This window comes from Kineococcus anabasis, from assembly GCF_054590795.1.
On record NZ_BAAIHU010000001.1, the window covers coordinates 166345 to 190616 of the forward strand.

Sequence of the window (24272 nt, forward strand, 5' to 3'; positions counted from 1 at the left end):
ACGGCCCGGGGCGCGACGACGGTAGCCGCTCACCCGGGTCCGCGCAGGACGGTAGCGCCGCCGGTCAGCGCTCCAGGCCCCCGCGGCGGGGCTGCGCGGTGGCGCGGGTCCGGGCCGCGTGGCTGCGGGCGCCCGCCGCGGGTGCGCCCACGGCAGGTGTGGCAGCGGCGCCGGGTGTGCGGGGAGCCGGGGGACCGGCCACGAGACCGCGGATCCCGTGCACGGCAGGGGGTTGCGGGGACGGCTGCGCCGATCGCCCCTCCGGGGTCCGCGGTGTCCCGCCCTGGGCGGCCACCGAGGCGGCGTGCCGCCGCTCGAGGGAGTCGCACGCCTCCCGGTACGCCTCCGTGGCGCCGCCCCCGCGGGGTAGCAGCTGGTAGATGTCCCAGGTCAGCCGCCGGCCGGTGTCCACGGGGGACGGGCAGGCACCCGGCGGCGGTTCCTCGCGGAAGTACCGCTCCCGCTGCTGGCGCATGCCGACGAGGACCTTGTCCACCTCGGTGGGCCACTTGTCCGCCGCCACCGTGACCAGGGTCTCCACGGTGCGCAGGCGGGAGCGGCGCCCGGCGTCCTCGCCCTTCAGCGCGCCGATCGCCGTCAGCCCCTGCCGCGTCGCGCCCAGGAGCTGCCGGAGCGCCCCTGTCGGGTTCCCGGTGGCGGCGTGGCCCAGGCCGATCGCGACCCGGACTGCGGCGACGGCGAGGGCTGCCCGGCGCGACCTCGTGCGCGTGGTGCGGTCGGCCAGGATGCCGTCCCCGGCCAGCCTGACGGCCGTCGGCAGCCTCAGGTTCCGGCGGTCGCGGGCGAACTCGCTGGTCCACGACGGTCGCGCGGGGCCTGTGCCGGGAACGCTCACGCGGTCTCCGCGGCCCAGTCGAACATGGCGTTGCCCTGCCAGAACAGGGTGTTCAGGTCGCTGTTCAGCATCGCGGTGAGGAGGGTCCGGTCCACCCCGAGCTCCTCGGCCAGGGCGAGGCTCTCGCCGAGCGTCCTCCCGGTGTCGCCCTCCTGGACCAGCGCCAGGGTGTGCACGGTGAGGCGGCCCTCGCTGCCGTCGGCGAAACGCACCGAGCGCACCAGGTCCGAGCCGAGGTGGGGCCCGAGGTCGGTGAGCACCGACACCAGGAACAGCTCGTCCAGCACCTCCGGGTGCTCCAGCGGGGCCACGACCACGAGGCGCCGCTCGACCATCTCCGCCAGCTGCTCCCGCCCGGTGGGTCCCAGCAGCGCCAGCAGGTCGCGCACGCTGACGCCGTGCCGCAGCCGCCGTAGGACCTCATACCTCTCCTCGGCGAAGCCGTGCACCGTGCCGGCCTGCTGCACCACGCAGAACCGCCGGTCCGGGTCCTCCCCCTCGACGGCCTGCGGCGGGCCCAGCGCCCCGACGAGGTAGACGGGGGAACTCAGGTCGTCCACGTACTGCTCCTTCACCGTCCGGGCGCGGCGGACCCTCACCGCAGGCCGTGTCCCAGCATGCTCGCCGATCAGGGGCGGGCCCGGAAGCGCTGTGACGTGTGAGGCGGAAGTGGTGGACGGCCGTCTCGCCCCCGATCTCCCGCGCCTGCCCGCGCCGAGGCGTCTGGCGGGGCGACCGCTCAGGCCGGTCCCGCGGTCGGCAACAGCGGCCGCCACGCGGCGAGTGCCGCGGCCCGGCGGCCGGGGTCGACCAGGGCGTCGACGTTGTCGATCCACTGCTCCACGGTGCCGACCCCGGCCGGCAGTGCCCGGGCGGCCGGGTCCTCGATCCCGCTCCGCAGCAGGCTCGTCACCTCCGGCGCCACCGAGCGGTAGGGCCGCTCGAAGAAGGGCCGGGTCGCCGAGGCCGGAGCCGGCAGGCCGGCCTCGCGCTGGAGGCGCAGGAGGGCCTCCAGCGCCCGGCACAGGGCCTCCTCCCGGGTCCGCCACGTCCCGGCGGTCAGCGCCGCCGCGAGAACCGGCTGGAGCGCCACCCCGACCGGCGTCCGGGCGAAACAGGTGCCGAACCACTTCGGGTACGGCGCCCAGCGCCGCTGCAGGAGGAAGCCGAGGTGCATCGCGACGCGCACCAGCCGTGCCGTGACCAGCCGGGAACCGAGGTCGTCGCCGACGTCGCCGGTGCGCCCCACGAAGGGGAGTTCCTGGTCGATGCGCTGCCAGTCGCACGCCACCGCGTAGCACCACAGGTCGTGCGGGTACCACGTCAGGCGTTCCCGCAGGCGGGTCAGCCGTCCCTCGGTGTCGCGGAACACCGCCCCGGCGGTGACCTCCAGGACGGACTGCCCGGTCAGCGACAGCCACTCCAGCACACCCGCCGGCCCGTCCGGACCGAGGCCGAGGTGGCGCCCCGCGAACTCCCCGACGGTCGTCACGTCGACGCGGTGGACGACGCGCTGGTCCCGGGTGAGCGGGAAGCGGGTCGGCAGGCCGCGGAAGGTCGCGGGGAGTTCGCTCTCCAGGACGTCGCCCACCTCCGTCACCACCGCGGCCGGCACGAGCAGCGTCAGGCGCAGACCCCAGTCGTGGTCGCGGGACACCGCGTCGTCCAGGCCCAGGACGTCGGAGCCGGTGCCCAACCGGGCGGCGGCGTGCGGCAGGGCGGGCCACCGCCGTGCCAGCAGGGGAGCGACCACCTCGGACCAGTACGCCCGCGCGAGGTCGACTCCACCGGTTCCCACGCGGCGACGCTAGCGGGGACTGCCCGGCGCGGGTCGTCGTCCGCTGCCGCGCCCCGCGATCCGGTCGTGCCGGAGCGGGACGTGCGGGGGAGCGGGCGCGGGCGCGGGGCCCGGGCTCTGGACACGGAGGCGCCGGGGTGCTTGGGTACGAGGGAGTGAGTGACTGAACACATACCAAGGGAGCGAGACCATGACCGCTGCACACCGCCCTCCCCGCGTGGACCGTCGCGGCTTCGCGCTGCTCGCCGGCGGTGCCGCCGCGGCAGGCCTCCTCACCGCCACCGCCACCGCCACCGCCCCCGCCGCCGCGGCCTTGCCGGTCGGGGCCGTGGTCCGGCGCGGGACCACGGCGCCGCGGCTGGTGCGCTCGTGGGCGCAGGCCTGGAACACCGGCGACGGGAAGCTCATGGCGTCGCTGTTCACCCCGGACGGCACCTACGCCGACCACGCCTTCCAGGCGCGGGTGCAGGGGACCGAGCAGGTCGCCGGGTGGGTCGCCGTCACCATCGACAGCATCGGCGACATCCGGGTCACCGTCACCGACGTCCTGCAGGACGGCGACCGCGCCTGCGTCCGGTGGACGTTCGCCGGCACGTTCACGACCGTCCAGTCGTTCACCACCGACGCCGACATCCGGGGACGCTCGTTCTCCGTCCCGGCGGTGTCCTGGTTCCGCTTCGCGCGCGGCAGGATCGCGGCCGTCGAGGACCACTACAACCTCGCCGACCTCATGCGCCAGCTCGGGATGGACCTGCCCTACACGCCGCCCGCGGGCTGACCTGGCGTGGGCGTGCGCCCACGGCTCACCCCCGCGCCTCCCGCGCCTCCTCCCGCGGCAGTTCCACCACGTCCCCGCCCACCGGGACCCCGGCCAGCGCCGCGAGCACGAACCGCGACGTCCGCCGTGCCAGCGCCATGCACGAGACCATGGGGTTCACGCCGCTGGCGGTGGGGAAGGTGCTGGTGTCGCCGATCCAGACCCCTGCGGTGTCGTGCAGTTCGCCCGTGGGCCCGGTCACGCTCGTCGCGGGGTCGGTGCCCGCGACCGCGCCGCCCATCTGGTGGGCGCTGAACGCGGCGATGCCCCCGGGGCCGGGCGGTGTGGCGCGCACGGCGGCGACGAACTCCTCGACGTCCCGACCGGAGCGCCACGGCTCCAGGACCTGGGACGGCACGTGGATCTCCTCGGCGCCGGCGGCGTGGTGCAGGCGGACCATGGCCTCCAGCGCGTCGGCGAAGTGCCTGCGGTCCAGCGGGTCGTCGAAGGGGTAGGTGTGGACCGCCTCGCCGTCGTCGTCGAGGGTGACGGTGCCGCAGCCGCGGTCCTGCACGATGCCGCAGAACCAGGCGGTGTGCCCCAGCCTGCTCATCAGCTCCTTGTGCTGGGCGGCGTCGTGCCAGCGGGACGCGGCCGCCGTGAGGGCGAAGCTGTGGTGCACTCCCTCGACGAGGAAACCGAAACCCTTCTCCCGCTCGGCGAACTGGTCGAGGATCGCCGATTGCGGCGGGCCCCACCACGTGTGCTGGGGCTGTGGGTACGTGCCACCGACGATGCCCGACGGGTGCAGCCGGAGCCCGCGCCCGGCCGCCGGCCCGCCGATCCCGGAGCGCAGCAGCAACGCCGGCGTCTCCAGTGCGCCGCAGGCGAGCACCACCTGCCGGGCCCGGACCCTCACGGCCGCCGTGCTCCCGCTCGCCGGGTCGGCGTACCGGGCGAGCACCCCCACCGCCCGGCCGTCCTCCACGAGCACCCGCTCCGCCCGGGTGCGCACCAGGATCCGGGCGCCCGCGTCGGCGGCGTCCTGCAGCCAGGTCTTCAGCGTGCCCTGCTTGGCGCCGCTCTGGTCGCCGAAACCGGCGAACCCGGCGACCGCGGGGTCGTAGCGGTCCGGCAGCAGGTTCAGCTCCGCGGTGCGCAGGTGCCACCCGAGCGCGTCGGCGCCCTCGGCGAGGCGGCGGTGCACGTCGTTGACGTCGCTGCACGCGGTGCTCGCGGAGATCCGCCGCAGCACCGCCTCGACGTGCGCGTCGAAGTCCGGCCCGTCCACCCCGGTGAGGCCGTGCTCCCGCGCCCACCGGCGCCGCACGTCGGGGCGCGGGCGGACGCAGTTCGACCAGTTGACGGTGCTGCCCCCGCCGAGCGCGGAGCCGGCGAGGACGGCGACGTTGAGGTCGGCGGTGGGGAAGAGGCCACCGCGCAGGCAGAGGTTCTGGTACGCCCACAGCTCGTACTGGGGGAAGTCGGGCTGGTCGAAGTACCCGCCCCACTCCAGCACCACCACGTCCCGCCCGGCCAGGGCCAGCTCGCCCGCCACGACCCCGCCGCCGCTGCCCGAGCCCACCACCACGACGTCGGCGTCGAGGACGGTGTCCCCGTCCGGCACGAGCGGTGCGAGGCGTTTCGGCACCCGCGGGGGGCGGGAGACGGGGCCGGGGTAGCCCCAGGTGCGCCAGAACGGGTTGGTCCCGGTCGCGGGGTCCGGTGCGCCGTAGGCCAGCAGGAGCACCAGCTGGCGCAGCGCGTCCACGCCGGCGCGGGCCTGCGGCGAGCTCTCGGCCACCGCGCTCAGCAGGGCCTCCCGCGCCGGTTGCGGCTGCAGGGGCAGACCCGCGAGCGCCAGGGCCTCCAGCAGCGACAGCACCCCGGCGAGCTGCGGCCCGGGCAGGCGGGCGCTCAGGTGCTGCTCCGCCGCCGCGGGCACCCCCACGTCACCGGCGCGCCGGGCCCAGAAACCGTCCGGGTCGCGCCCGCCGGGAGCGGGCACCTCCGCGACGAACGTGTCGGCGAGCGCGCGCAGCGCCTCCCGGTGGACGTCGGTGAACTCGGGGCGGGTCGTCGCGGGCACGGCAGGTCCTCCTCAGGTGTCCTCCACCCACACGTCGCCCCCGGCCAGGTCGCACGTCACCCGGTCCTCCGGCCGGGGCGCGGCGGGGGTGCTCATCCCCGTCGCGGCGTGGCAGGCGATGGTCAGGGAGGTGCTGGTGGCGTCCAGGCGCAGCAGGTGCTTGAAGAGCGGTGGTTCGTTCCAGTCGAGCAGTTCGGCGAGGACGGCGTGCCAGGGTCCCCGCACGCGGCCCGGCAGCGGCATCACCCGCTCGCCGCGGCGGCGCACCTCCTCCGTCACCTCCGCCTGGGTGAGCCCCGCCTTGGTCGGGGGGATCCCGAGGCGCTGCGACAGGTAGGCGGCGGCCTCGGCGGGCGACAGGTGCCACGCGCCGGGGAACCTGCGGTCGTACATCTGCGAGAAGAACGACAGGGAGTCACCCCGCAGGGGATAGCACCGGAAAGCGTCCTCCGTCACCCCCGGGATCCCGCTGTGGTCCAGGTTGGGGATCGTGTGGGTGGGGTGCGTGTAGGCGCCGCCGCCACCGCTGACGACGTGCTGGACCGTCCGCCCACCCACCCGGACCGGGTAGCGCTGGTAGTTGTGGACGTCACCGCCGATGACGGCGACGTAGCGGTGCGCGGGATCGTCCACGACGTCGTCCACGGTGCCGCCGCGCCCGCGGTCGATCGGGCAGGGGTGGTGCTCGCCGTCGACGTGGAGAGGTCTGCCCGTCAGCAGCACCTTCGGCCTCTCGCCCCGGCTCACCCGGCGCAGCCACCGCCCCTGCGCCGCGTCCAGGGTGCCGTCGATCCCGGTGTCGACGGCGATCAGGTCCAGCGGCCCTGTGCTGAGCCGGAAGTAGGACCCGGGCTGGGTGGCCCGCTGCCCGGGGCCGCGGCGCAACGTCGCGAGCGCGTCCTGCTTGGCGGCATCGGGGGGTTCCGGGCCGTCCGCCCAGAGCCGGTCGCGCAGGCCGGCGCGGCTGAACAGGGAGCGCCGGGGCGGGCGGGGGGCGGAGTCCTGGCCGCAGAAGAAGGACATGAAGCCGCGCAGGCCGTCGTACCAGTCGTGGTTGCCGGGCAGGGCGTAGATCGGCGCACCGTAGTCCCGGTACGGCCAGCAGAGCTTCCAGGCGTACTCCAGCACCCCGCCGCCGGGGTAGACGACGTCGCTGCACAGCACCATGAAGTCCGTTCCGGCCCCCACGGTGTCCAGCAGCAGGACCGGCGCGTACTGGGACGCATCACCCTCCCCGGTGTCGCCCATCACGAGGAACGACGGGGAGGCCAGGTCGGTGCGGTCCACGGTGAGGTCGGGGACGGCCCCGCCGTGCACCTGCCGCAGCCACGCCTCGCGCCGCTCGTGGCTGGGGTCCCCGAGGAGCCTGGCCAGCGGGTCGTTGCGCCGCCCGCCGGTGAGGGAGGCGAGCCGCAGCCAGCTGAAGGCCGGGGCACCGCGCAGGGCCGGCGGGAGCAGGGCGGCGAGGTCCGCCGGCTGCCCGCCCCACCCCGCCCCGGCGACGGAGTCCCGCGAGTTCGGGTTCCCGGGCCCCGCGGGGCCGGTGCCTCCCGCCGGGGTGCCCTCGCCGGTCCGGGTGGTCGTGGACATCGTCGCTCACCTCGCTCAGAGGGGCAGGGCCTTGCCGAGGACCCCGAGGGTGGTGTCGGCCCACTCCAGCGCGCCCAGGGTCGAGCCGAGGTTCTGCGGCGGGTGGGTGACCAGCAGGTCGCGCTTCAGCAGCCGCGCGAAGTCGACGGTCACGGGGTCGGTGCGGGGGCTGCCGTCGGGCTGCTCGAACCGCACGCCGGCGCGCCGCATGATCGTCATGATCTCCTGCGCGATGATCCCGTAGCCGACGGTGGTGGGGTGCACCCCGTCCAGCGAGAACAACCCGCCCGCCGCCCGGCCGCCCCTGCCGTCCGCGGAGAGGAAACGCGTGTCGGGTGGGGGGTCCAGCCTGGCCAGCTCGCGGGGGAGCGGGTACGGGCTCCACCACTGCGGCCGGGCGGCGGGGTCCTCGACGTAGCGCCGGCCGGCGAGACGGTCCAGCAGGGCGGCGAGGTCGAAGAGGTACCAATCGCACCCGGCGCGCCGTCCGCGCTCGACGACGCCCTGGATGGCGTCGTTGAACATGTCGACGCCGTAGTCGACCGCCCGCGCCTGGGCGGCGGTGAGGTGGCGGTGCCGTCGTGGGTCGAAACGGTCGTCGGCCACCCACGGCCGGGTGTAGTGGGAGAAGTACCGCGAGCCCCTCGCGACCTTGGGCCCGACCCCCCGGGCGACCGGTGCGATGGTGATGTGCGGGACGGTGCTCCAGATGACGTGCCGGGCACCGACCTCGTGCACCTTCCGCTCGACCAGGGCGAGCTCGTGCCGGAAGTGCTCCGGCCGCCACATCGTGTACCTGCCCTTGTGGGAGGCGTCGGCGTAGTCCTCACCCGTCCACCGCAGCCGCAGGTCGACGATGGTGCGCAGGGCGTTGTTCGACCCGAGCATGACGACCAGCGTCTCGATGCCGGAGTCGGTGTCCTCGCCGTGGTCGCGCCCGAGGGCGGCGGCGACGTCGAAGAACGTCATGTCCGCGGCGTCGGGAACCGTCGGGTACACGCGCAGGGCCGCGCGCTCGGAGTCGTGCTCGATGCCCTGGCGCAGGACGTCGTCGCTGGGGGCGGCCAGCCGCGCGGCGCACGAGGCGGCCGTGCGCTCCAGGGCGTCGCGCAGGTCCCACCCGTACACCGCGAGGGCGTGCATGTAGGCGGAGCTGCGCTGCGGTGGTGCCGATCCCGGTCCGCGCTCCCAGTAGTCCTCGATGTCGTCCACCAGGCCGCGCACGCGGAACAGGGCCAGCGGCGTCTCCCAGAAGTCGATCCGGGGCCCGAAGTGGTCCTCGAGGTCCCGCAGCAGCAGTTCGAGGTTCAGCGGGAGCCCGCCGGGACCCCGGTACTGGGGCCGGCGGAAACCCTCCCAGCCGAGCTCGTGGGCGATGATCGACGGGTACGACAGGTCGGTCGCCCCGACCGCCCCGCTCTGGAACCCGTGCGTCAGGGAGTCGCCGATGGCGACCAGCCGGTGCTTCGGGGTCCCCCGTGCGGGCCGGTCGACGGGGAGGCCGAGGGTGGGGTCGCCCGGCGGGGTGCGCCCGCCGCCCTCGGCGTAGCGGCGCACCTCTTCGGGGGTGTCGGGGGGCAGTTCCCCTCCCCGGTCAGCGGGCACCGCCCCGGCCCCTTCCCGCCCGCGGCCGGGTCCTCGGCGGTGGTGTGCTCGCGGGCGTGCAGTCCAGGCCGGCGTGCGCCATGCGGACGCACAGCTCCGCGAGGGCGCGCTCGGTGCTGACGCGCTGGCTCGGGATGGCCGGGGCGGGCGCGCCGGCCACGTCCACCGGCGCACCGGCCGGGCCCACCCGTCCGGGGTGCAGTCCGGCGGCGGCCATGACCTGGGAGAGCTGGGCCAGCGCCGTCCTGATGGCCGTCGTGCGGGTCTCGGCCACCGGCGGGGCGCTCGCGCCGGGCTCCAGGCCCAGCGCCCTGGGGGCGTCGGGCAGGCCGGCGCCGACGCGCTCGGGGTCGCCGACGTCCAGGGGGGTGACCGAGGACCTCAGCAGGGCGAAGAGGTGGTCGACCCGCGCCGCGCCCTTGAGGTTCATCCCCGCCTCCTGGAAGTCGGGGTGGTGCGCGAGGACGAGGGCGGCGAGCCCCGCGACGTGCGGGGTGGCCATGGACGTGCCGTCCCAGGCGGCGTACCCGGCGGGCGGGACGGAGGACAGGACGGCGACGCCGGGCCCGCAGACGTCGACCTCGGGCCCGTGGCAGGAGAACTGCGCGGAGAAGTAGCCCTGGTCGCTCGCCCCCGCGCTCCACACCTGCTTGGCGTGGTAGCTGCCCGCCGGGAAGGTCCCCTCCTTCCCGATCGCCGAGACCGTCAGGACGTCGGGGGAGGTGCCGGGGAACTGCACCCCGCCGCCGGTGTTGCCGGCGGCCACGATGCAGGCGACCCCCAGCTCCTTCGCCTGCGCGAGCTTCTGCAGCAGGATCTGGGAGCTGCCGCCGGTGCCGAGGCTCATGTTCACCACGTCGATGCCGTGGTCGATGCAGTAGTCGACGGCGTCGAGGAGGCTGCTGATGCGCCCGCCGGGGAAGATCCGCGCCTGGTGCAGCCGCACCTCCGGGGCGAAGCCGCGGATGCCGCCGTTACCGCGGGCACCGGCGATGACGCCGCTGCAGTGCGAACCGTGCGCGATGGTGTCCTCCCGCCACTGCGTGGTGTTCGACGGCGTGGTCGTCAGGTCCACCCCGTCCACCACGGCGGCCAGGTCCGGGTGGGTCGCGGCCGCGGCGCCGGAGTCGACGACCGCGACCTGCACGCCGCGGCCGGTCATGCCGGCGGGCAACCGGTCCATCCGCATCGCGACCTGCCCCCAGCCCAGCACCTCCTGACCGGGGAAACCGCCGAACGTCTCCGACAAGGGCTGCAGCGCGACGACGTTCCTCGTCCCGCTGGTCAGCACCGGCCGGTCCTGCCACAGCGACCAGTACCCGCTGAGCGGGTTGACGTAGAGCGCGCGCAGCGTGGCGTCGCTCTCGTTGAGGAGGGCGAGGGTGACCACGCCCTGGTCGTCGGTGCGCCCCTGGGCGGGGATGCCGCTGCCGTACAGGTAGACGGTGGCCCCGGGGACCGGCTCGCCCCCGGGGCCGACGAGCCCGATGGTCCACGAGGTGCTGGTGCCGAAGGGGCTCAGCAGCCCCGGGTCGGGCCCGGCGGCCGGGGCGTCCGCCGGCGCCTGGTGCGGCAGCACGAGGCTGTCCTCCTCCACCAGCACCTGCGGGTGCCGGGCGATCTCGGTGGCGACCTCCTCGGGCAGGGACGCGACGACGACCTCGTCCGTGACGGAGGTCCCCAGGCTCGCCCCGCGCAGGCTGCGGGGGTGCAGCCGCTGCTCGACCTTGACGCCGGGGGTGGCCTCGACCTGCTCGATCAGCCACCCGAAGTCCAGCGGTCCGGAGGAGGCCGGGGAGACGGAGGAGTCCTGGGCGATGAGGAAGGTGCGCGGCCTGCGGGGGAGCGGCTCGCGCGGGGCGGTGGGAGGCATCGGCGTCTTCCTAGGAGTGGGGTGGCAGGACGGGGCCCGGTGGGTCGAGCGCCGGGTCGGCTTCGAGGACGACCAGGGACCCCAGGGCCGCCGCCAGGGCGGCGGCCCTCTCGGGGTCGATGGACAGCAGCAGGCGTTCCGGCCCGCGGCCGGCGCGCGAGACGGCCTGCACCTCCACGTCGGGGTCACGACGCAGGAGGTCCAGCAGCGACGTCAGCACGCCGGGGGTCCCGACGACGAGGAACTGCTCGCGGCCGGCCACGGGTGGACCCGCCCCTCAGGGTTGCGGGATGGACGGGTCGGCCCGGCGCTGCGCCTCGATGGTCGCCACGACCCGGCGGACCAGGTCGAGGGGGTCCGCCGCCTGCCGCGAGGCGTAGGCGGCGACCGCCGAGTGCATCTCCGTGATCGCCGCCTCCAGCCGGGGGTGCTTCTCGGCGTTGTCCCGGAGGTAGACGTAGCACTTCTCCAGGAGGCGGCCCGCCTTGGCGTACCGCTCGTCGTCGGCGCCCGCGGTGGTGCCCGGGGCGTCGCCCGCCGGCCTCAGCGGTGCGTCGGCCGACGGGCTGAGCCCGTCCCCCGGCTCCCGGACCCACGTGTAGGACATGGTGGCCGCCCGCTCAGGACGTGCGGCCGTCGGCGTACGGCCGGTAGCCGTTCGCCGGGCGCCCGTCCGTCGGCAGGACGCTGAACGGCTCCGCGCTGAAGGGCATGAAGTCCCGGGCCAGCCCACCGGCCACGTCACCGATCTGCCGGCCGAGGGAGGAGTTGCCGAACAGGCCTCCCACCGCGTCGCCGAGCAGGCCGCCGAGGCTGCCGAGGAGCCCGCCCACCACACCGGCCGGCACCAGGACCAGCTTCTCCGCCTCGGTGCCGCCCCCACCGGGGCCGGCGGAGGCCGGCTGCAGGTCGTCCGGCAGCACGGAGAACGGGATGGCCTCGATGATCTTCCCCGCCGTGTCGCCGAGCCGCTCGCCGAGGTCGGCGTTGCCGAGCCAGCCGCCGAGCCCGCGCCCGATCGTCCCGCCGAACGTGGAGGCGATCTTGCCGAACCAGCTCGCGGGGACGAGGACGAGCTCCTCGGGGCCGGCACCGGCGGGGCCCGCCGAGGCGGGTGCCATGCCCTGCGGCACGGCGCTCCACGGCATGAGGGTCTCCGCCAGCGTGCCCGTGATCTCACCGACGGTGCGGGCGGTGTCCCCGCCCACCATCTGCGAGACGCCGCGGGCGACGCCGCCGAACAGGTGCCCCAGCCACCCGGCGGGCAGCAGGACCATCGCCTCGTCGGGCACCTTCGCGCCGGGGACGGAGGACTGGGGGGCGAGGTTCTGCGGCGGCACGATGCTGAACGGCCCGAACGCCGAGCCGAGGGCGCCGCCGGCCGTCGAGCCGATCGTCGCGCCGAGCTGCTCGTTGCCGAAGAGGCCGCCGATGGCGCCGCCGAGGAGCTTGCCGCCGACACCGCCGAGCAACCCGGTGAGGAACCCCGCGGGCACGACGACGAGGGCTTCCTGCGGTCCGCTCGGGCGGGCTCCCGGGCCGGCGGAGGCGGGGGCCACGGAGGGCGGGATCACCGACCACGGTGACAACCCCTTGATGAGTTCGCCGGCCGCGCCGCCCAGCGTCTTGCCCATGGCGCGGTCGCCGAACCAGCCGCCGAGCTCGCCGCCGATGGTGCTGCCGAGGCTGCCGACGATGTCGCCGAAGATCCCGGCGGGCACCAGCATCATCGGGCCGGTGGAGGCGGTGGAGCCGTGCAGCGACAGGTGGGCGGGCTTGGGGGTTCCGGGAGCGGCTGCGCCGTTCGTGGCCGGCGACTCGGTGCTGAGCTCCTCGGTGATGGTTCCAGGCATGGGTTCCTCCGTCGTGTGCTGGTGCGTCGTGTGCTGCTGCGGGGTCGGCCGTTCCGGGCGGTGCCGGGGCGGGCTGCGGGCACCGGGGTTTCCCGGTGTGGTCCGGTGCACCACAGGAGGGGCCGGGGGGTGCCGGTGATACCGCGGCCGGTTCCCGTGGCAGCTTCCCGTGGCCAGTTCCCGGGGGCCGGGCCCGGTGCGTCCGCGTCCGCCGGGCGCGGTCATCCTGCTCCCGTCCCCCGACGGGCCATATACGTAACTGTGCGTAGTGCCTAGGGTGGGGGCATGCCTGTCGACGGCGGTGAGCTGGCTCCCTGGCTGGCGTTCGTGGACGAGTGCCTCAACGGGTCACAGCAGTCCCAGGAGTTTCCGCACCGGGAGGTGGCGGAACTGCTGCGCCACTCCCTGGCCGGCGACTGCTGCACGTTCAACGTCGTCGGCGCGGACTGGGCCGACCGCGTCGAGGGGTGCTGGCCACCGGGCCGGCTGCCCGCCGAACCGCCCGGCGGACGGCGCCCGGACGCCACGTGGCAGCCCCTGCTGCGCTGGTACGCGCTCACGCTGGACGGCCGGCCGCAGACCCTGGGGCGCGTACCCGCGGACATCGCCGGCGACCGCATGAAACAGGTGTGGGACAGCGTCGTCCGGCCGTTCGGCGTCTCCGCGCAGTTCGCCGTCCCGGTCACCGTCGGAGCCGGCGGGGTCCGCGCGTACGTCCTGGGCCGGGACGGCCGCGACCTCGACGGGGCGGAGCGGGCGCTGGCCCACCTCGTGCAGCCCGCGCTGGGCACCCTGTTCCGCCAGCACGAGGCGCTCACCCGGGCCGCGCGGCGCGACGCGGCCCCGGAGGCCGGGCTCACCGCGCGGGAGACGGCCGTCCTCGCCCTGCTCGGCGAGGGGCTGACCGCCGAGGCCATCGGCCGGCGTCTCGGCAGTTCCCCGCGCACCGTGCACAAGCACCTGGAGCACCTCTACCGCAAACTCGGCGTCCGCGACCGGCTCATGGCGGTGCGCACGGGCCGTGAGCTGGGGGTCCTGTCCGAGGTGGACGCCTGCCGAGAGGACGACCTGCAGCTCACCGTGTGACGGCTTCGCGACCGCGGGGTGGCGGGCGCCCGCCCCTCACACCGCCAGGGCGATGACGGCGACGTCGTCGCGCCGCCGGGTGCCGTCCACCATGGCCGCCAGCACGGCGTCCACGAGATCGCCGGGTTCCCGGCCCCGCTGCGCGGACAGCACCTCGCGCAGCTCCGCGGTGCCCGTGGTGATGTCGCGGTCGCGGTGCTCCACGAGGCCGTCGGTGTAGCAGAGCAGCGTGGAACCCGCGGGCACGTCGGTGCCGGCGGCGGTGCGCGGGCCGGTGTGGACGCCGACGAGACCGCCGCTGGGGCCGTCGAGGAGCTCGGTGCGCCCGTCGGGCAGGAGCAGCACGGGCGGGGGGTGCCCGGCGGTGGCGTGGTGCAGGGTGCGCGCACCGTCGGGGCGCGGGGCGGAGAGCAGGCCGTAGAAGACGGTGGCGAACTGCCCGCCGCCCATGCCGCGCACCAGGCGGCAGGTCCGGTCCAGGACGTCGGCGGGGTCGGCGCGGTCCCAGGCGTAGGAGCGCAGCACCGCGCGCAGCTGGCCCATCGTGGCCGCGGCGGCGCTGTCGTGCCCGACGACGTCGCCGATGACCACGCCGACGGCACCGGAGGGCAGGTCCAGCAGGTCGTACCAGTCCCCGCCGACCTGCGCGCCGCGCTGCGCGGGGAGGTAGCGGGCGCTGACGCGGATCCCGGGCAGCTGGGGGAGGGCCGGCAGCAGGCCGAGCTGCAGGGCCATCGACCGCTGGCGCTCGGCGGCGTACAGCTGGTCGTTGTCGACGGCGACCCCGGCGCGCCGGCCGAGCTCGACGGCCAGGTCGAGGTCCGCCTGGTCGTAGGCGGGGGAGCCGTGCTGGCGCACGAGGGTCAGCGCGCCCAGCACCTCCCCCCGGGCGGTGACCGGCACCACGATCACCGACGAGGGGGAGGCGGCGCGCCACGCCGAGTACTGCCCCTCGTCCGCGGCGACCAGCCGCAGCCGCTCGTCCGTCACGACCGGCACCAGGACCCCCGGCGCTCCGGCGAGGACCTCCTCCAGGGCGGTGCGGGGCGCGTTCGCGCGGGGGTGCCCGAGCTCCGTGCGGCGCAGGAGCTCGGCCGTCGCCGGGTCGCGGTGGGTGATGACGGTGTGCCGGCGGCGGCGCGCGGGCCCGCGCAGGTCCACCACGCAGCAGTCCGCCAGGGCGGGGACCACGGCGTCGGCGAGGGACTGCAGGCTGCGCTCCAGGTCGAGGCTGGCGTGCAGCGCGAGCGTCACGTCGCTGAGCAGCGTCACGCGCTCGTGGGCGCGCCGCTCGGCCGCGGCGAGCAGCCGCAGGCGGACCTCGGCCCCGGCGGCCTCGGCGAGGTCCGCGACGACGTGCAGCTCGTCGCCGGACCAGGTGCGCGGCTCGTCGCTGATGACGCAGAAGGAGCCGAGGACGGTGCCGTCGTCGGCGCGCACGGGGTACCCGGCGTAGGCCACCACACCGAGGTCCCGGATGGCGAGGTTGTCCGCGACGAGCGGTTCGGTGCGGGCGTCGGCCACGACGAGGGGTTCACCGGAGGCGACGACGTGCTGGCAGAAGGAGTGGCTCAGCGGCGTGCCCCCCTGCGCGGCCCACGGCTGGGCCAGGCCGGTCTGGCCGGGGAAGCGCTGACCCTGCTCGTGCACCAGGGAGACCAGCGAGACGGGGGCCTTGAGGAGCCGGGTCGCCAGGTCGGTGAGCCGGGTCAGGCCAGGGTCCTCGCCCGCGTCCAGCAGCCCGCTGTCGTGCAGCATGCGGGCACGCCGGGCCGCCAGCACCGCGCCGTCCGCCGCCTGCACCGCTCCGCCCTCCGCCCCGGTGCGGCGTCCGCCCCCCGGCGCGCCGCAGCCCCCGAGCCTAGGCGCACGGGGACGCGGCGCCCACCCCCGCATCCCGGCCACATGACAGCACCTATGCACAGTTATCGGCTCTACGAACGAAGAGCTCGCAGGAGGCGCCGCCCCTCGTCGCGCCGGGGCAGCTCACAACGCGCACGATGAGGCGGTGCGCCACGACGAACCCCCCGACTCCGCCGTGCTGGAGCGGTTGCTGGACGAGGGGCGCGAGCGCGACTTCGTCGGGGAGCGGGACCTCACCCGCTGGCCGAGTGCGGCGGGTCGGGCGCTGGCCGCGCTCGCCGTGCGCGCCGGGCGCCTGCTCGGGGCGCACCACGTGCTCGCCCTCACCCTGGTGCTCGGGCTGCTGGCCTCCGCCGTCCTGAGCGCCCTGGCGGGGGAGGTGTACGAGGAGGTCGTGGAGGCCGACGGCGTGGCGCGCCTGGACCGGCCGGTGCTCGACCTGGTCCTGCGCCACCGCTCGCCCGCGCTGGACACGGCCGTCACGGCGTTCACCGACATCGGCGGCACCACCGGCATGCCGGTCCTCGCCTGCGCCGTCGCGCTCGGTCTGTCGGCGCTGTGGCGGCGGTGGAGCCCGCTGGTCCTGCTGGTGGTCACCATGCTGGGCTCGCTGACCCTCACGGTGGCCGGCAAGGCTGCGGTGGGCCGGGTGCGGCCGCCGCTGTCGGAGGCCGTGCCCCCGCTGGAGCACAGCGCCTCCTTCCCCAGCGGTCACTCCCTCAACGCCACCGCGTTCGCCGGGATCGTGGCGTACCTGCTGCTGCGCAGGCTGCGCCGGCGCTGGGCGAGGATGCTCACCGTCGTCCTCGCGGTGGGGTCCGCCACCGCCATGGGCCTCAGCCGGGTCTACCTCGGCCACCACTGGCTCACGGACGTCCTGGTCGCGTGGGTGCTCGGGCTGGCCTGGCTGAGCGTGACGATCACCGGGCACCGGCTGTTCCTCACGGTGCGGCGCTCCCGCCGGGCTCCGGCAGGACTACCGCCGGTGCCCGGGGCCTGAGCCGCCGGCAGGGAGGGCCGGCGTCCCTGCTCACCCGGGACCGTCCGCCCCCTCCACCGCTCGCGCCTCCAGGAAGCGCAGGACCTCGGAGTCGTCCACGCCGGGGAACGTGCCCGGCGGCAGCGCCGCCAGCAGGTGGGTGTGGGCGCGGGCGCTGGCCAGCACCGACCCGGCCCAGCGCTGCGCCAGGTCCGCGGGCGGTGTGCGGCAGCAGGAGGGGTCCGGGCAGCGGGAGGTCCCGCGCTCACGGGTCTCCTGGCCCCGGAACCAGCGCACGTGCGCGTAGGGCACCCCGACCGCCACGGCGAAGTCCCCGTGCTGCCCCGGTGCCCCCGGTTCCACCAGTGCGGTGCACCAGTAGGTGCCGGAGGCGGTGTCGGTGTACTGCTGGTAGGCGCCGTGCTCGTGCCGGCGGCCGAAGACGGCCCGCACGGTCCAGTGCCGGCACACCGGCTGCCCCTCGATGGCGCCGGTGACGTCCGTGGGGAAGCGCACGCCGTCGTTCTCGTAGGCCTTGTAGATGGTGCCGCTCTCGTGGACGCGCATGAAGTGCACGGGGATCCCGAGGTGCCGGGTGGCGAGGTTCGTGAAGCGGTGCGCGGCGGTCTCGTAGGAGACGGCGAAGGTGTCCCGCAGGTCCTCCACGGCGATGTCCCGCGCGTCCTTGGCGTTCTGCAGCAGGCGCACCGCGGGCGCCTCGGGGACGAGGACGGCGGCGGCGAAGTAGTTCACCTCCACGCGCTGGCGCAGGAAGTCCGCGTACCCGGTGGGCTCGCGGTGGCCGAGGACGATGTGCCCGACGGCCTGCAGGGCGACCTGGCGGCGGCCGTGCCCGCGGCCGTCGCGGCTGTGCGGCAGGAAGATGCGCCGGTTGCGCAGGTCGATCACCGAGCGCGCGGCGTGGGGGAGGTCCGCCTCGCGGTGCAGGGTGAAACCCAGCCGGGCGGCGATGGCGCCGACGTCCCGCTCGGTGAGGGGGCCGGAGCTGTGACCGGCGGAGGTGAGGACATCGGCGGCGGCCCGCTCGATCTCGGCGAAGTAGTTCCCGCGCTCGCGCATGGCGGCGCGCAGCCCGGTGTTGGCGCGGCGCGCCTCCTCGGGGGTGGCCAGGTGCGCCGTGGCGCGGCGGGCCAGTTCCGCGTGCAGGCCGAGCAGGGCCTCCAGCACGGGCGTCGGCAGGCGGGGGCCGGGGCGGACCTCCGGAAGGCCGAGCGCCGCGTACAGCGGCGCGGCCTGCGCGCGCTGGAGCTGCAGTTCCAGCTCGGCACGGCGGTCCAGCGCCCCGGTGCCGACGAGCTCTGCCACGGGCACGGCGAAGGCGCCGGCGAGGGCGTGCAGCAGCGACAGCTTCGGCTCGCGCCGGCCGTTCTCCAGCATCGACAGCGCCGAGGGGGCGCGCCCGACGCGCCCGGCGAGGTCCTGCAGCGTCCAGCCGCGCGCCCGGCGCAGCTGCCGCACGCGCCGGCCGACGACCAGCGCGTCGGGAACCTCCGTGAAGTCCGCCATGCACCGCACGGTACGTGAAGAACGCCGGAACTTCACGAGCCATCGTGGGTGCACACCTGGCTCTGCGCGGAAAAGTGGCGGTATCGCCCCCTCCGGGGGACGGCCGACGACGAGAGGACCCGATCGTGACCGAGCTGCTGAACGCTCCGCAGGACGCCCCCGCCGCCCAGGTGGCCGGGGCCCGCGTGCCGGGTGCCGCCGCGGACGTGCGCGCCGCCCGGGTCGCCGCGCTGGAGCACGAGTGGGCCACCGACCCGCGCTGGGCGGGCATCGAGCGCACGTACACCGCCGAGGACGTCGTGCGCCTGCGCGGCAGCGTCCAGGAGGAGCACACCCTGGCCCGCCTCGGCGCCCAGCGCCTGTGGGAGCTGCTGCACACCCGCACCCACGTCCCCGCCCTCGGTGCGCTGACCGGCAACCAGGCCGTGCAGATGGTCCGCGCGGGGCTGGAGGCGATCTACCTCTCCGGCTGGCAGGTCGCCGCCGACGCCAACCTCGCCGGGCAGACCTACCCGGACCAGAGCCTGTACCCGGTGAACTCCGTGCCCGCCGTCGTGCGGCGCGTCAACAACGCCCTGCTGCGCGCCGACGAGATCTCCTGGGCCGACGAGGCGCAGAACCCCCCGCACTGGCTGGCGCCGGTCGTCGCGGACGCCGAAGCCGGTTTCGGCGGCCCGCTCAACGCCTTCGAGCTGATGAAGTCGATGATCGCCGCCGGAGCCGCCGGGGTCCACTGGGAGGACCAGCTGGCCTCGGAGAAGAAGTGCGGCCACCTCGGCGGCAAGGTCCTGGTCCCCACCGCCCAGCACGTGCGCACCCTCGACGCCGCACGCCTGGCCGCCGACGTCTGCGGTGTCCCCACCCTCGTCGTCGCCCGCACCGACGCCCTGGCCGCCACGCTCCTGACCAGCGACGTCGACGAGCGCGACGCGCGGTTCTGCACGGGGGAGCGCAGCAGCGAGGGGTTCTTCACCGTCCGCGGCGGCCTGGACTCCGTGGTCTCCCGCGGCCTGGCGTACGCGCCCCACGCGGACCTGCTGTGGGTGGAGACCGGAACGCCCGACCTGGACCTGGCCCGGCGCTTCGCCGAGGCCGTGCACGAGCGGTTCCCCGGCAAGCTGCTGGCCTACAACTGCTCCCCGTCGTTCAACTGGCGCGCGGCGCTGGACGACGCCGACATCGCCCGCTTCCAGCGGGAGCTGGCCGCGATGGGCTACCGCTTCCAGTTCATCACCCTGGCGGGTTTCCACGCCCTGAACGCCTCCATGTTCGAGCTCGCCTCCGGTTACGCCCGCTCCGGGATGCCGGCCTACGTCGAGCTGCAGGAGCGGGAGTTCGCCATGGCCGCCCAGGGGTACACGGCGGTGCGGCACCAGGCGGAGGTCGGCACCGGCTACTTCGACCGCGTCGCCACCGCGCTCAACCCGCGCAGCGGGACCCTCGCACTGACCGGCTCGACCGAGGAGGAGCAGTTCTGATGGACACCACCGGCGGCCACCGCCGTCCCACCGCGCGCACCGTCCAGGTCCACGCCCCCCTCGGCCCCCGCTACGACGAGGTGCTGACGCCAGAGGCGCTGCGCTTCCTCGCCGCACTCGACGACGCTGTCGCGAGCGGGCGCGAGGCTGCGCTGCACGCCCGGCGGGACCGCCGCCGCCGTATCGGTCTCGGCGAGGAGACCCTGGGCTTCCACCGGGCGACGCAGTGGATCCGCGACGATCCGACCTGGTCGGTGCCACCTGCTCCCGCCGACCTCACCGACCGGCGCGTGGAGATCACCGGCCCCCCGACGCGGAAGATGACCGTCAACGCGCTGAACTCCGGCGCGCAGGGCTGGATGGCCGACTTCGAGGACTCCACCACCCCGACGTGGAGCGCCGTCGTCGAGGGCCAGCTGAACCTCGCCGACGCCCTCGACCGGCGCATCGACTTCACCGACGCGGGCGGCAGGCGCTACGAACTCGGCGAGGACCTGCCCACCATCCACGTCCGCCCCCGCGGCTGGCACCTCGTGGAGAAGCACCTGTGGCTCGACGGCCGGCCGCTGTCGGCCGGCGTCGTGGACGCGGGCCTCTACCTGTTCCACTGCGCGCGCCGCCAGCTCGCCCGGGGCAGCGGGCCGTACCTGTACCTGCCCAAGCTGGAGAGCGCCGCCGAGGCGCGGCTGTGGAACGTGGCGCTCCTGCGGGCGCAGGAACTGCTCGGGCTGCCGGCGGGGACCGTGCGCACCACCGTGCTCGTCGAAACCCTGCCGGCGGCGCTGGAGATGGAGGAGATCCTCTACCAGCTGCGCCCCCACGCCACGGCCCTCAACGCCGGCCGCTGGGACTACCTCTTCTCGGCCGTCAAGACGTTCTCCGCCGCGCCGGAACAGCACGTCCTGCCCGACCGCGCCGCCATCACCATGGACGTGCCGTTCATGCGCGCCTACACCGAGCTGCTGGTGCGCACCTGCCACCGCCGCGGCGCGCACGCCATCGGCGGCATGTCCGCCCTCGTCCCCGACCGGGGCGATCCCGAGCGGACCCGGTCGGCGCTGGAGGGGGTCCGCCGGGACAAGGAACGGGAGGCCCGCGACGGGTTCGACGGCTCCTGGGTGGCGCACCCCGGTCTCGTCGCCACCTGCCGGGAGGTGTTCGACGCGGCGATGGGGGACCGGCGCAACCAGCTGCGACGCCGCCGCTGCGACGTCGACGTCAGCGCGGCGGACCTGCTCGACCTGGCCTCCGCGCCCGGGCGGCCCACGGCGCGGGGGCTGCGCGGGGGGATCGCCGTGGCGCTGCGCTACCTGCAGGCGTGGCTCGCCGGGTCCGGGGCCGTCACCGTCGACTTCCTCATGGAGGACGCCGCCACGGTCGAGATCGTCCGGTCGCAGGTCTGGCAGCAGGTCCGCGCCGGAACGGTCCTCGACGACGGCGCGCAGGTCACGCCGGGGCACGTCGCCGCGCTGACCCGGACCGAGGCGGGCCGGATGCGGGCCGCCGGTGCCGCGACCGGGCACCTCGACGCGGCGGTGGAGCTGTTCCTGCAGGTGTCCACGGGGGAGGAGTTCACGCCCTTCTTCACCTGCGTCGCCTACGCCCGCCACATCGCCCACCCCGAGCCGCTGGGCACCGTGCCGGCCGCGCGCACCGTGCCGCCGGGCCGGCAGGGCGCCAGGACGGTCCACCTGCCCGAGCCCGCCCCCGCACCGGCGCTGCGCGGCTGACGCCGCGACCGGCCCCGCGGCGTCAGCGGGGCCGGTACGAGGCCGGTACGAGGCCGGTACGAGGCCGGTGCGGTCCGGCGGGAACCGGTCGTCAGATGCGGGTCGTGCGGGCCCACTCCCGGGCGAGGACCTCCGCCGGCGCGGGTCTGCCGATGTGGAAGCCCTGCGCGTAGTCGCAGCCGATGTCGGCCACCATGAGCAGGTCCTCGGCCCGCTCGACCCCCTCGGCCACGCAGGTCATCCCGAAGTCCTGCGCCAGGCCGTACACGGCGGCGACCAGTGCGGCGTCGCGTGATCCCGCCGTCGCCCCACCGACGAACGAGCGGTCCACCTTCAGCTGGTGCACGGGGAGGTAGCGCAGGTAGGCCAGCGACGAGTAGCCCGTGCCGAAGTCGTCGATGGACAGGCGGGCGCCGAGCGCGGCGAGGGCGTCGACCGTCTTGCTCATGCTGGAGCGCTCCGACATCAGCGCGGTCTCGGTGATCTCCAGGCTCAGCTCCGAGGCGGCGACACCGTTCTCCTGCACGACGCGCTCCACCGTGTCGACGAGGGAGTCGCTGCTCAGCTGCTGCGGGGACAGGTTGACCGCCATCCGGAAGTCGGGGGGCAGCCGCACCTCGGTCTTCCACCTGCCGAGCTGGCGCACCGCCTCGTGGAGGACCCACTCTCCCAGCGGCACGATGAAGCCGGTGTCCTCGGCGAGCGGGATGAACTCGTCCGGGGGGACCAGCCCGACGCCGGGCCGGTTCCAGCGCACGAGCGCCTCGACACCGCGCAGGCCGCGCGTGGCGACGCTGATGATCGGCTGGTAGTGCATCATCAGCTCGCCGTGCTGGAACCCCCGGCGCAGCGCCTGCTCGAGATCGAGGTGGCGCAGGGCCTGGTACCGCAGACCCGCCTCGAAGCGGGACGCCCGGTTGCGGCCCTGTGCCTTCGCCAGGTACATCGCGCTGTCCGCCTCGCGCAGCAGATCGGCCGGGCTGTGCTCGCTGCGCGCCAGGGTGACCCCGACCGAGGCGGTGATGCGCAGTTCCCGCCCCGCCACCTCGAACGGTTCCGCCAGCGCGTCGACGACCCGCTGGGCGAGGATCTCCACGGCACGGGCGTCGGTGTCCTCGCACAGGATGACGAACTCGTCGCCACCGGGGCGGGCGACGGTGTCGCTGGCGCGGGTGGCGTCGACGATGCGGCGCGCGCACTGAGCGAGCAGGAGATCCCCGACGTCGTGGCCGAGCGAGTCGTTGACGAGCTTGAAGCGGTCCAGGTCGATGAGCAGCATCGCGACGGGCACGCCCCGGGCGTGGCGGTCCAGGGCGTGCCCGAGGCGGTCCATGAGCAGCCGCCGGTTCGGCAGTCCGGTGAGCGCGTCGTGCAGCCCCAGGTGGGCCAGGCGAATCTCTGCGCGGCGCAGCAGGACCGCGTCGATGTCCCGGCGCAGCTCCTCCGTCTCGGCGACCTGCACGGGATCCCACGGTAGGCAGCGACCGGAGACGCTCTGGCGCCAGGCGGAGAAGGAGCTGCGCGGTGACAGGGGGGTCGCGCGGTTGGCCGGGGAGGGGTCGCCGAGCCAGTCCAGCGTCTGGCTCACCTCGCCGCGGAACCAGGCGATGTAGTCGCGGTCGCCACCGAAGGGCACGAGGACGAGTCCCGCCACCGACGGCAGGAGCGGGGCCAGGTCGGGGTGGTCGGTGGCGAGCGCATCGGTGACCAGGGGGTGGTCGCCCTCCTCCGTGCTGCGCAGGTGCCCGATCGCCGCCTGGAGCTCGTCCTCCGGTGGCACGTTCCCCACCAGGCGGAGCTCCTCGTCCAGGGAGATGACGGCACCGTCCGCGCCGACGAGGTCGACGAGCGTCACGTCGCCGCGGACGAGGCCGTCGGCGACGTGGTCCGTGCCGACCATCTGCTCGACCAGGCGCGCCCGCAGGTGCTGCACCTCCAGCCGCCTGCTCAGCCGCCGCGTCTCCTGCAGCGCGGTGACCCGGGTCGTCAGCTCGCGACCGAGCACCTCGCACGCCCGCCGCAGCGGGTAGGGGAGGTGGCGGGCCTGCCGGTGCCCGCACGAGATCATCCCGACGAGCTCACCGTCGTGGACCATGGGGATCGAGAGGCTGGCCGCGATGCCCATGTTGCGCATGAACCGCACGTGGTGCGGTGACACGCTGCGCAGCTGGGCCCCGCTGAGGTCGAGCGGCTGCCCGGTACGGGGGTCGAGCGCGGGAACGATCGCCGCCGGCTCCTCGTCGCCGAGCACGATCATCCGCGAGGGCTGGAGCAGGTAGAGGCGACGCGCCTGGGCGGGCAGGTCCGATGCCGGGAAGTGCAGCCCGAGGTACGGCTCGAGCTCCTCGGCGCAGGCCTCCGCGACGACCTCACCGTGCCCGTCGGGGTGGAAGTGGTAGACCATCACCCGGTCGAAACCGGTGATGCGGCGTACCTGCTGGACCGCGGCCGCCCTCAGGTGCGCGACGGTGGTGCCGCCGGGGAGACGTCCCAGGCCGACGTGGAGGTCGGACAGCAGCCGGTCGGAGGAGGTGGGCGCGGACGGCTCGATCTCCACCACGAGCAGGCCCGCGGACCGGTGTGCGATGACGTCGACGCCCCGCCCGCCGATCCTGGCGCGCACCGCCGGCGCCGGCTCGTCGGTGGCCGGGTCCAGGCCCGCGCGGAGCCGTTGGGAGGACCGGGTCCCGGTCACGCCGCGGAGGTGGCGCCCGAGGGCGGCCTCGGCCTCCACCCCGAGCAGGCGTCCGCAGTTGACGCTGATCTGGAGAACCTCGAGATCCACCGGGTCGACCGTCAGCAGCACCCCGTGGGGCTGGACCGAACCCGGGATGTGGAGCGGTTCCCGGACGCACTCGTCCAGCCGCGTCCGCTCGTCCGGAGGCAGCAGGCCCTCGGCCGCCTTCACGCCTCCCACGTCACCGGCTCCACGCCGACGGGACGCTCGGGGGGAGGTTCTGCCGTGAAGCCACGATGCCCACCTCCCGGCCCTCGCACGGGATCGCGATCGCGCCACGAGGCGCCACCGCAGCGTAGCTGAGCGTCACCACCTTGGCGATGGGCGCGGTGCTCGCGGGCTGAGGGCCTCCCGCCACGCTCCGCGGAGGTCGTGGTGGGCCGGGTGGGGAACGGTGGGCGAACGGGGTGCCCGGCGGGCACTGAAGCGGTTAAGGTACAGCCGCACCGCT

18 protein-coding genes are annotated in these 24272 nt (G+C 75.3%); 5 read left to right on the top strand and 13 right to left on the bottom strand.

Annotated features, from left to right (window positions below):
• Positions 1-64: 64 nt before the first annotated feature.
• The 3 genes from ACYQBY_RS00735 to ACYQBY_RS00745 all read right to left on the bottom strand — a co-directional run bounded on the left by ACYQBY_RS00735 (position 65) and on the right by ACYQBY_RS00745 (position 2654).
• The gene (locus ACYQBY_RS00735; RefSeq protein WP_459641894.1) at positions 65-856 is read right to left on the bottom strand and encodes a hypothetical protein; all 792 of its coding nucleotides are present in this window, start codon (positions 854-856) and stop codon (positions 65-67) included.
• Positions 853-1416, bottom strand: coding sequence for a hypothetical protein (locus ACYQBY_RS00740; protein ID WP_459641895.1), 564 nt, complete (start codon positions 1414-1416; stop codon positions 853-855). The genes ACYQBY_RS00735 and ACYQBY_RS00740 overlap by 4 nt, the downstream gene beginning before the upstream one ends.
• Positions 1417-1595: 179 nt before the next feature.
• Complete coding sequence (locus ACYQBY_RS00745; RefSeq protein ID WP_459641896.1) at positions 1596-2654, bottom strand: DUF4037 domain-containing protein; 1059 nt, start codon at positions 2652-2654, stop codon at positions 1596-1598.
• Positions 2655-2844: 190 nt separating this feature from the next.
• Between ACYQBY_RS00745 and ACYQBY_RS00750 the strand changes: the two genes are divergently transcribed.
• Positions 2845-3432, top strand: a complete 588-nt coding sequence (locus tag ACYQBY_RS00750) for an ester cyclase (RefSeq protein WP_459641897.1) — start codon at positions 2845-2847, stop codon at positions 3430-3432.
• A gap of 25 nt (positions 3433-3457) precedes the next feature.
• Here the strand turns inward: ACYQBY_RS00750 and ACYQBY_RS00755 are convergent, their stop codons facing one another.
• Genes ACYQBY_RS00755 through ACYQBY_RS00785 form a run of 7 tightly spaced genes read right to left on the bottom strand, consistent with a single transcriptional unit; the run spans position 3458 to position 12421 of the window.
• Complete coding sequence (locus ACYQBY_RS00755; protein ID WP_459641898.1) at positions 3458-5500, bottom strand: GMC family oxidoreductase N-terminal domain-containing protein; 2043 nt, start codon at positions 5498-5500, stop codon at positions 3458-3460.
• 12 nt (positions 5501-5512) lie between these two features.
• Positions 5513-7090: a metallophosphoesterase family protein gene (locus tag ACYQBY_RS00760; RefSeq protein ID WP_459641899.1), complete on the bottom strand. Its 1578-nt coding sequence runs from the start codon at positions 7088-7090 to the stop codon at positions 5513-5515.
• 15 nt (positions 7091-7105) lie between these two features.
• Positions 7106-8695, bottom strand: coding sequence for a hypothetical protein (locus ACYQBY_RS00765; protein ID WP_459641900.1), 1590 nt, complete (start codon positions 8693-8695; stop codon positions 7106-7108).
• The gene (locus ACYQBY_RS00770) at positions 8685-10568 is read right to left on the bottom strand and encodes a S8 family serine peptidase (RefSeq protein ID WP_459641901.1); all 1884 of its coding nucleotides are present in this window, start codon (positions 10566-10568) and stop codon (positions 8685-8687) included. The genes ACYQBY_RS00765 and ACYQBY_RS00770 overlap by 11 nt, the downstream gene beginning before the upstream one ends.
• A gap of 10 nt (positions 10569-10578) precedes the next feature.
• A complete protein-coding gene (locus tag ACYQBY_RS00775; RefSeq protein ID WP_459641902.1) occupies positions 10579-10830 on the bottom strand; it encodes a hypothetical protein in 252 nt (83 codons plus the stop codon).
• Positions 10831-10845: 15 nt separating this feature from the next.
• Complete coding sequence (locus tag ACYQBY_RS00780) at positions 10846-11175, bottom strand: hypothetical protein (RefSeq protein WP_459641903.1); 330 nt, start codon at positions 11173-11175, stop codon at positions 10846-10848.
• A gap of 13 nt (positions 11176-11188) precedes the next feature.
• Complete coding sequence (locus ACYQBY_RS00785) at positions 11189-12421, bottom strand: hypothetical protein (RefSeq protein ID WP_459641904.1); 1233 nt, start codon at positions 12419-12421, stop codon at positions 11189-11191.
• 285 nt (positions 12422-12706) lie between these two features.
• On the opposite strand from ACYQBY_RS00785, the gene ACYQBY_RS00790 reads away from it, so the two are divergent.
• The gene (locus ACYQBY_RS00790; RefSeq protein ID WP_459641905.1) at positions 12707-13507 is read left to right on the top strand and encodes a helix-turn-helix transcriptional regulator; all 801 of its coding nucleotides are present in this window, start codon (positions 12707-12709) and stop codon (positions 13505-13507) included.
• A gap of 36 nt (positions 13508-13543) precedes the next feature.
• On the opposite strand, the gene ACYQBY_RS00795 is transcribed toward ACYQBY_RS00790, so the two are convergent.
• Positions 13544-15310, bottom strand: a complete 1767-nt coding sequence (locus tag ACYQBY_RS00795) for a GAF domain-containing SpoIIE family protein phosphatase (protein ID WP_459641906.1) — start codon at positions 15308-15310, stop codon at positions 13544-13546.
• A 205-nt stretch (positions 15311-15515) separates the two neighbouring features.
• On the opposite strand from ACYQBY_RS00795, the gene ACYQBY_RS00800 reads away from it, so the two are divergent.
• Positions 15516-16370 (top strand): phosphatase PAP2 family protein, encoded by an 855-nt coding sequence (locus ACYQBY_RS00800; RefSeq protein ID WP_459641907.1) that lies wholly within the window; start codon positions 15516-15518, stop codon positions 16368-16370.
• Positions 16371-16400: 30 nt separating this feature from the next.
• On the opposite strand, the gene ACYQBY_RS00805 is transcribed toward ACYQBY_RS00800, so the two are convergent.
• Entirely contained in the window at positions 16401-17876 is a 1476-nt protein-coding gene (locus ACYQBY_RS00805) for a helix-turn-helix domain-containing protein (protein WP_459641908.1), read from the bottom strand.
• A 206-nt stretch (positions 17877-18082) separates the two neighbouring features.
• Here ACYQBY_RS00805 and aceA point away from each other — a divergent pair, with 206 nt between their 5' ends.
• Positions 18083-19354, top strand: a complete 1272-nt coding sequence (gene aceA, locus ACYQBY_RS00810) for an isocitrate lyase (RefSeq protein WP_459642429.1) — start codon at positions 18083-18085, stop codon at positions 19352-19354.
• On the top strand, positions 19354-21084 hold the full coding sequence (gene aceB / locus ACYQBY_RS00815; RefSeq protein ID WP_459641909.1) for a malate synthase A: 1731 nt from the start codon (positions 19354-19356) through the stop codon (positions 21082-21084). The genes aceA and aceB overlap by 1 nt, the downstream gene beginning before the upstream one ends.
• Positions 21085-21175: 91 nt before the next feature.
• Here aceB and ACYQBY_RS00820 read toward each other — a convergent pair whose 3' ends face one another.
• Complete coding sequence (locus ACYQBY_RS00820; RefSeq protein ID WP_459641910.1) at positions 21176-24001, bottom strand: bifunctional diguanylate cyclase/phosphodiesterase; 2826 nt, start codon at positions 23999-24001, stop codon at positions 21176-21178.
• Positions 24002-24272: the final 271 nt, after the last annotated feature.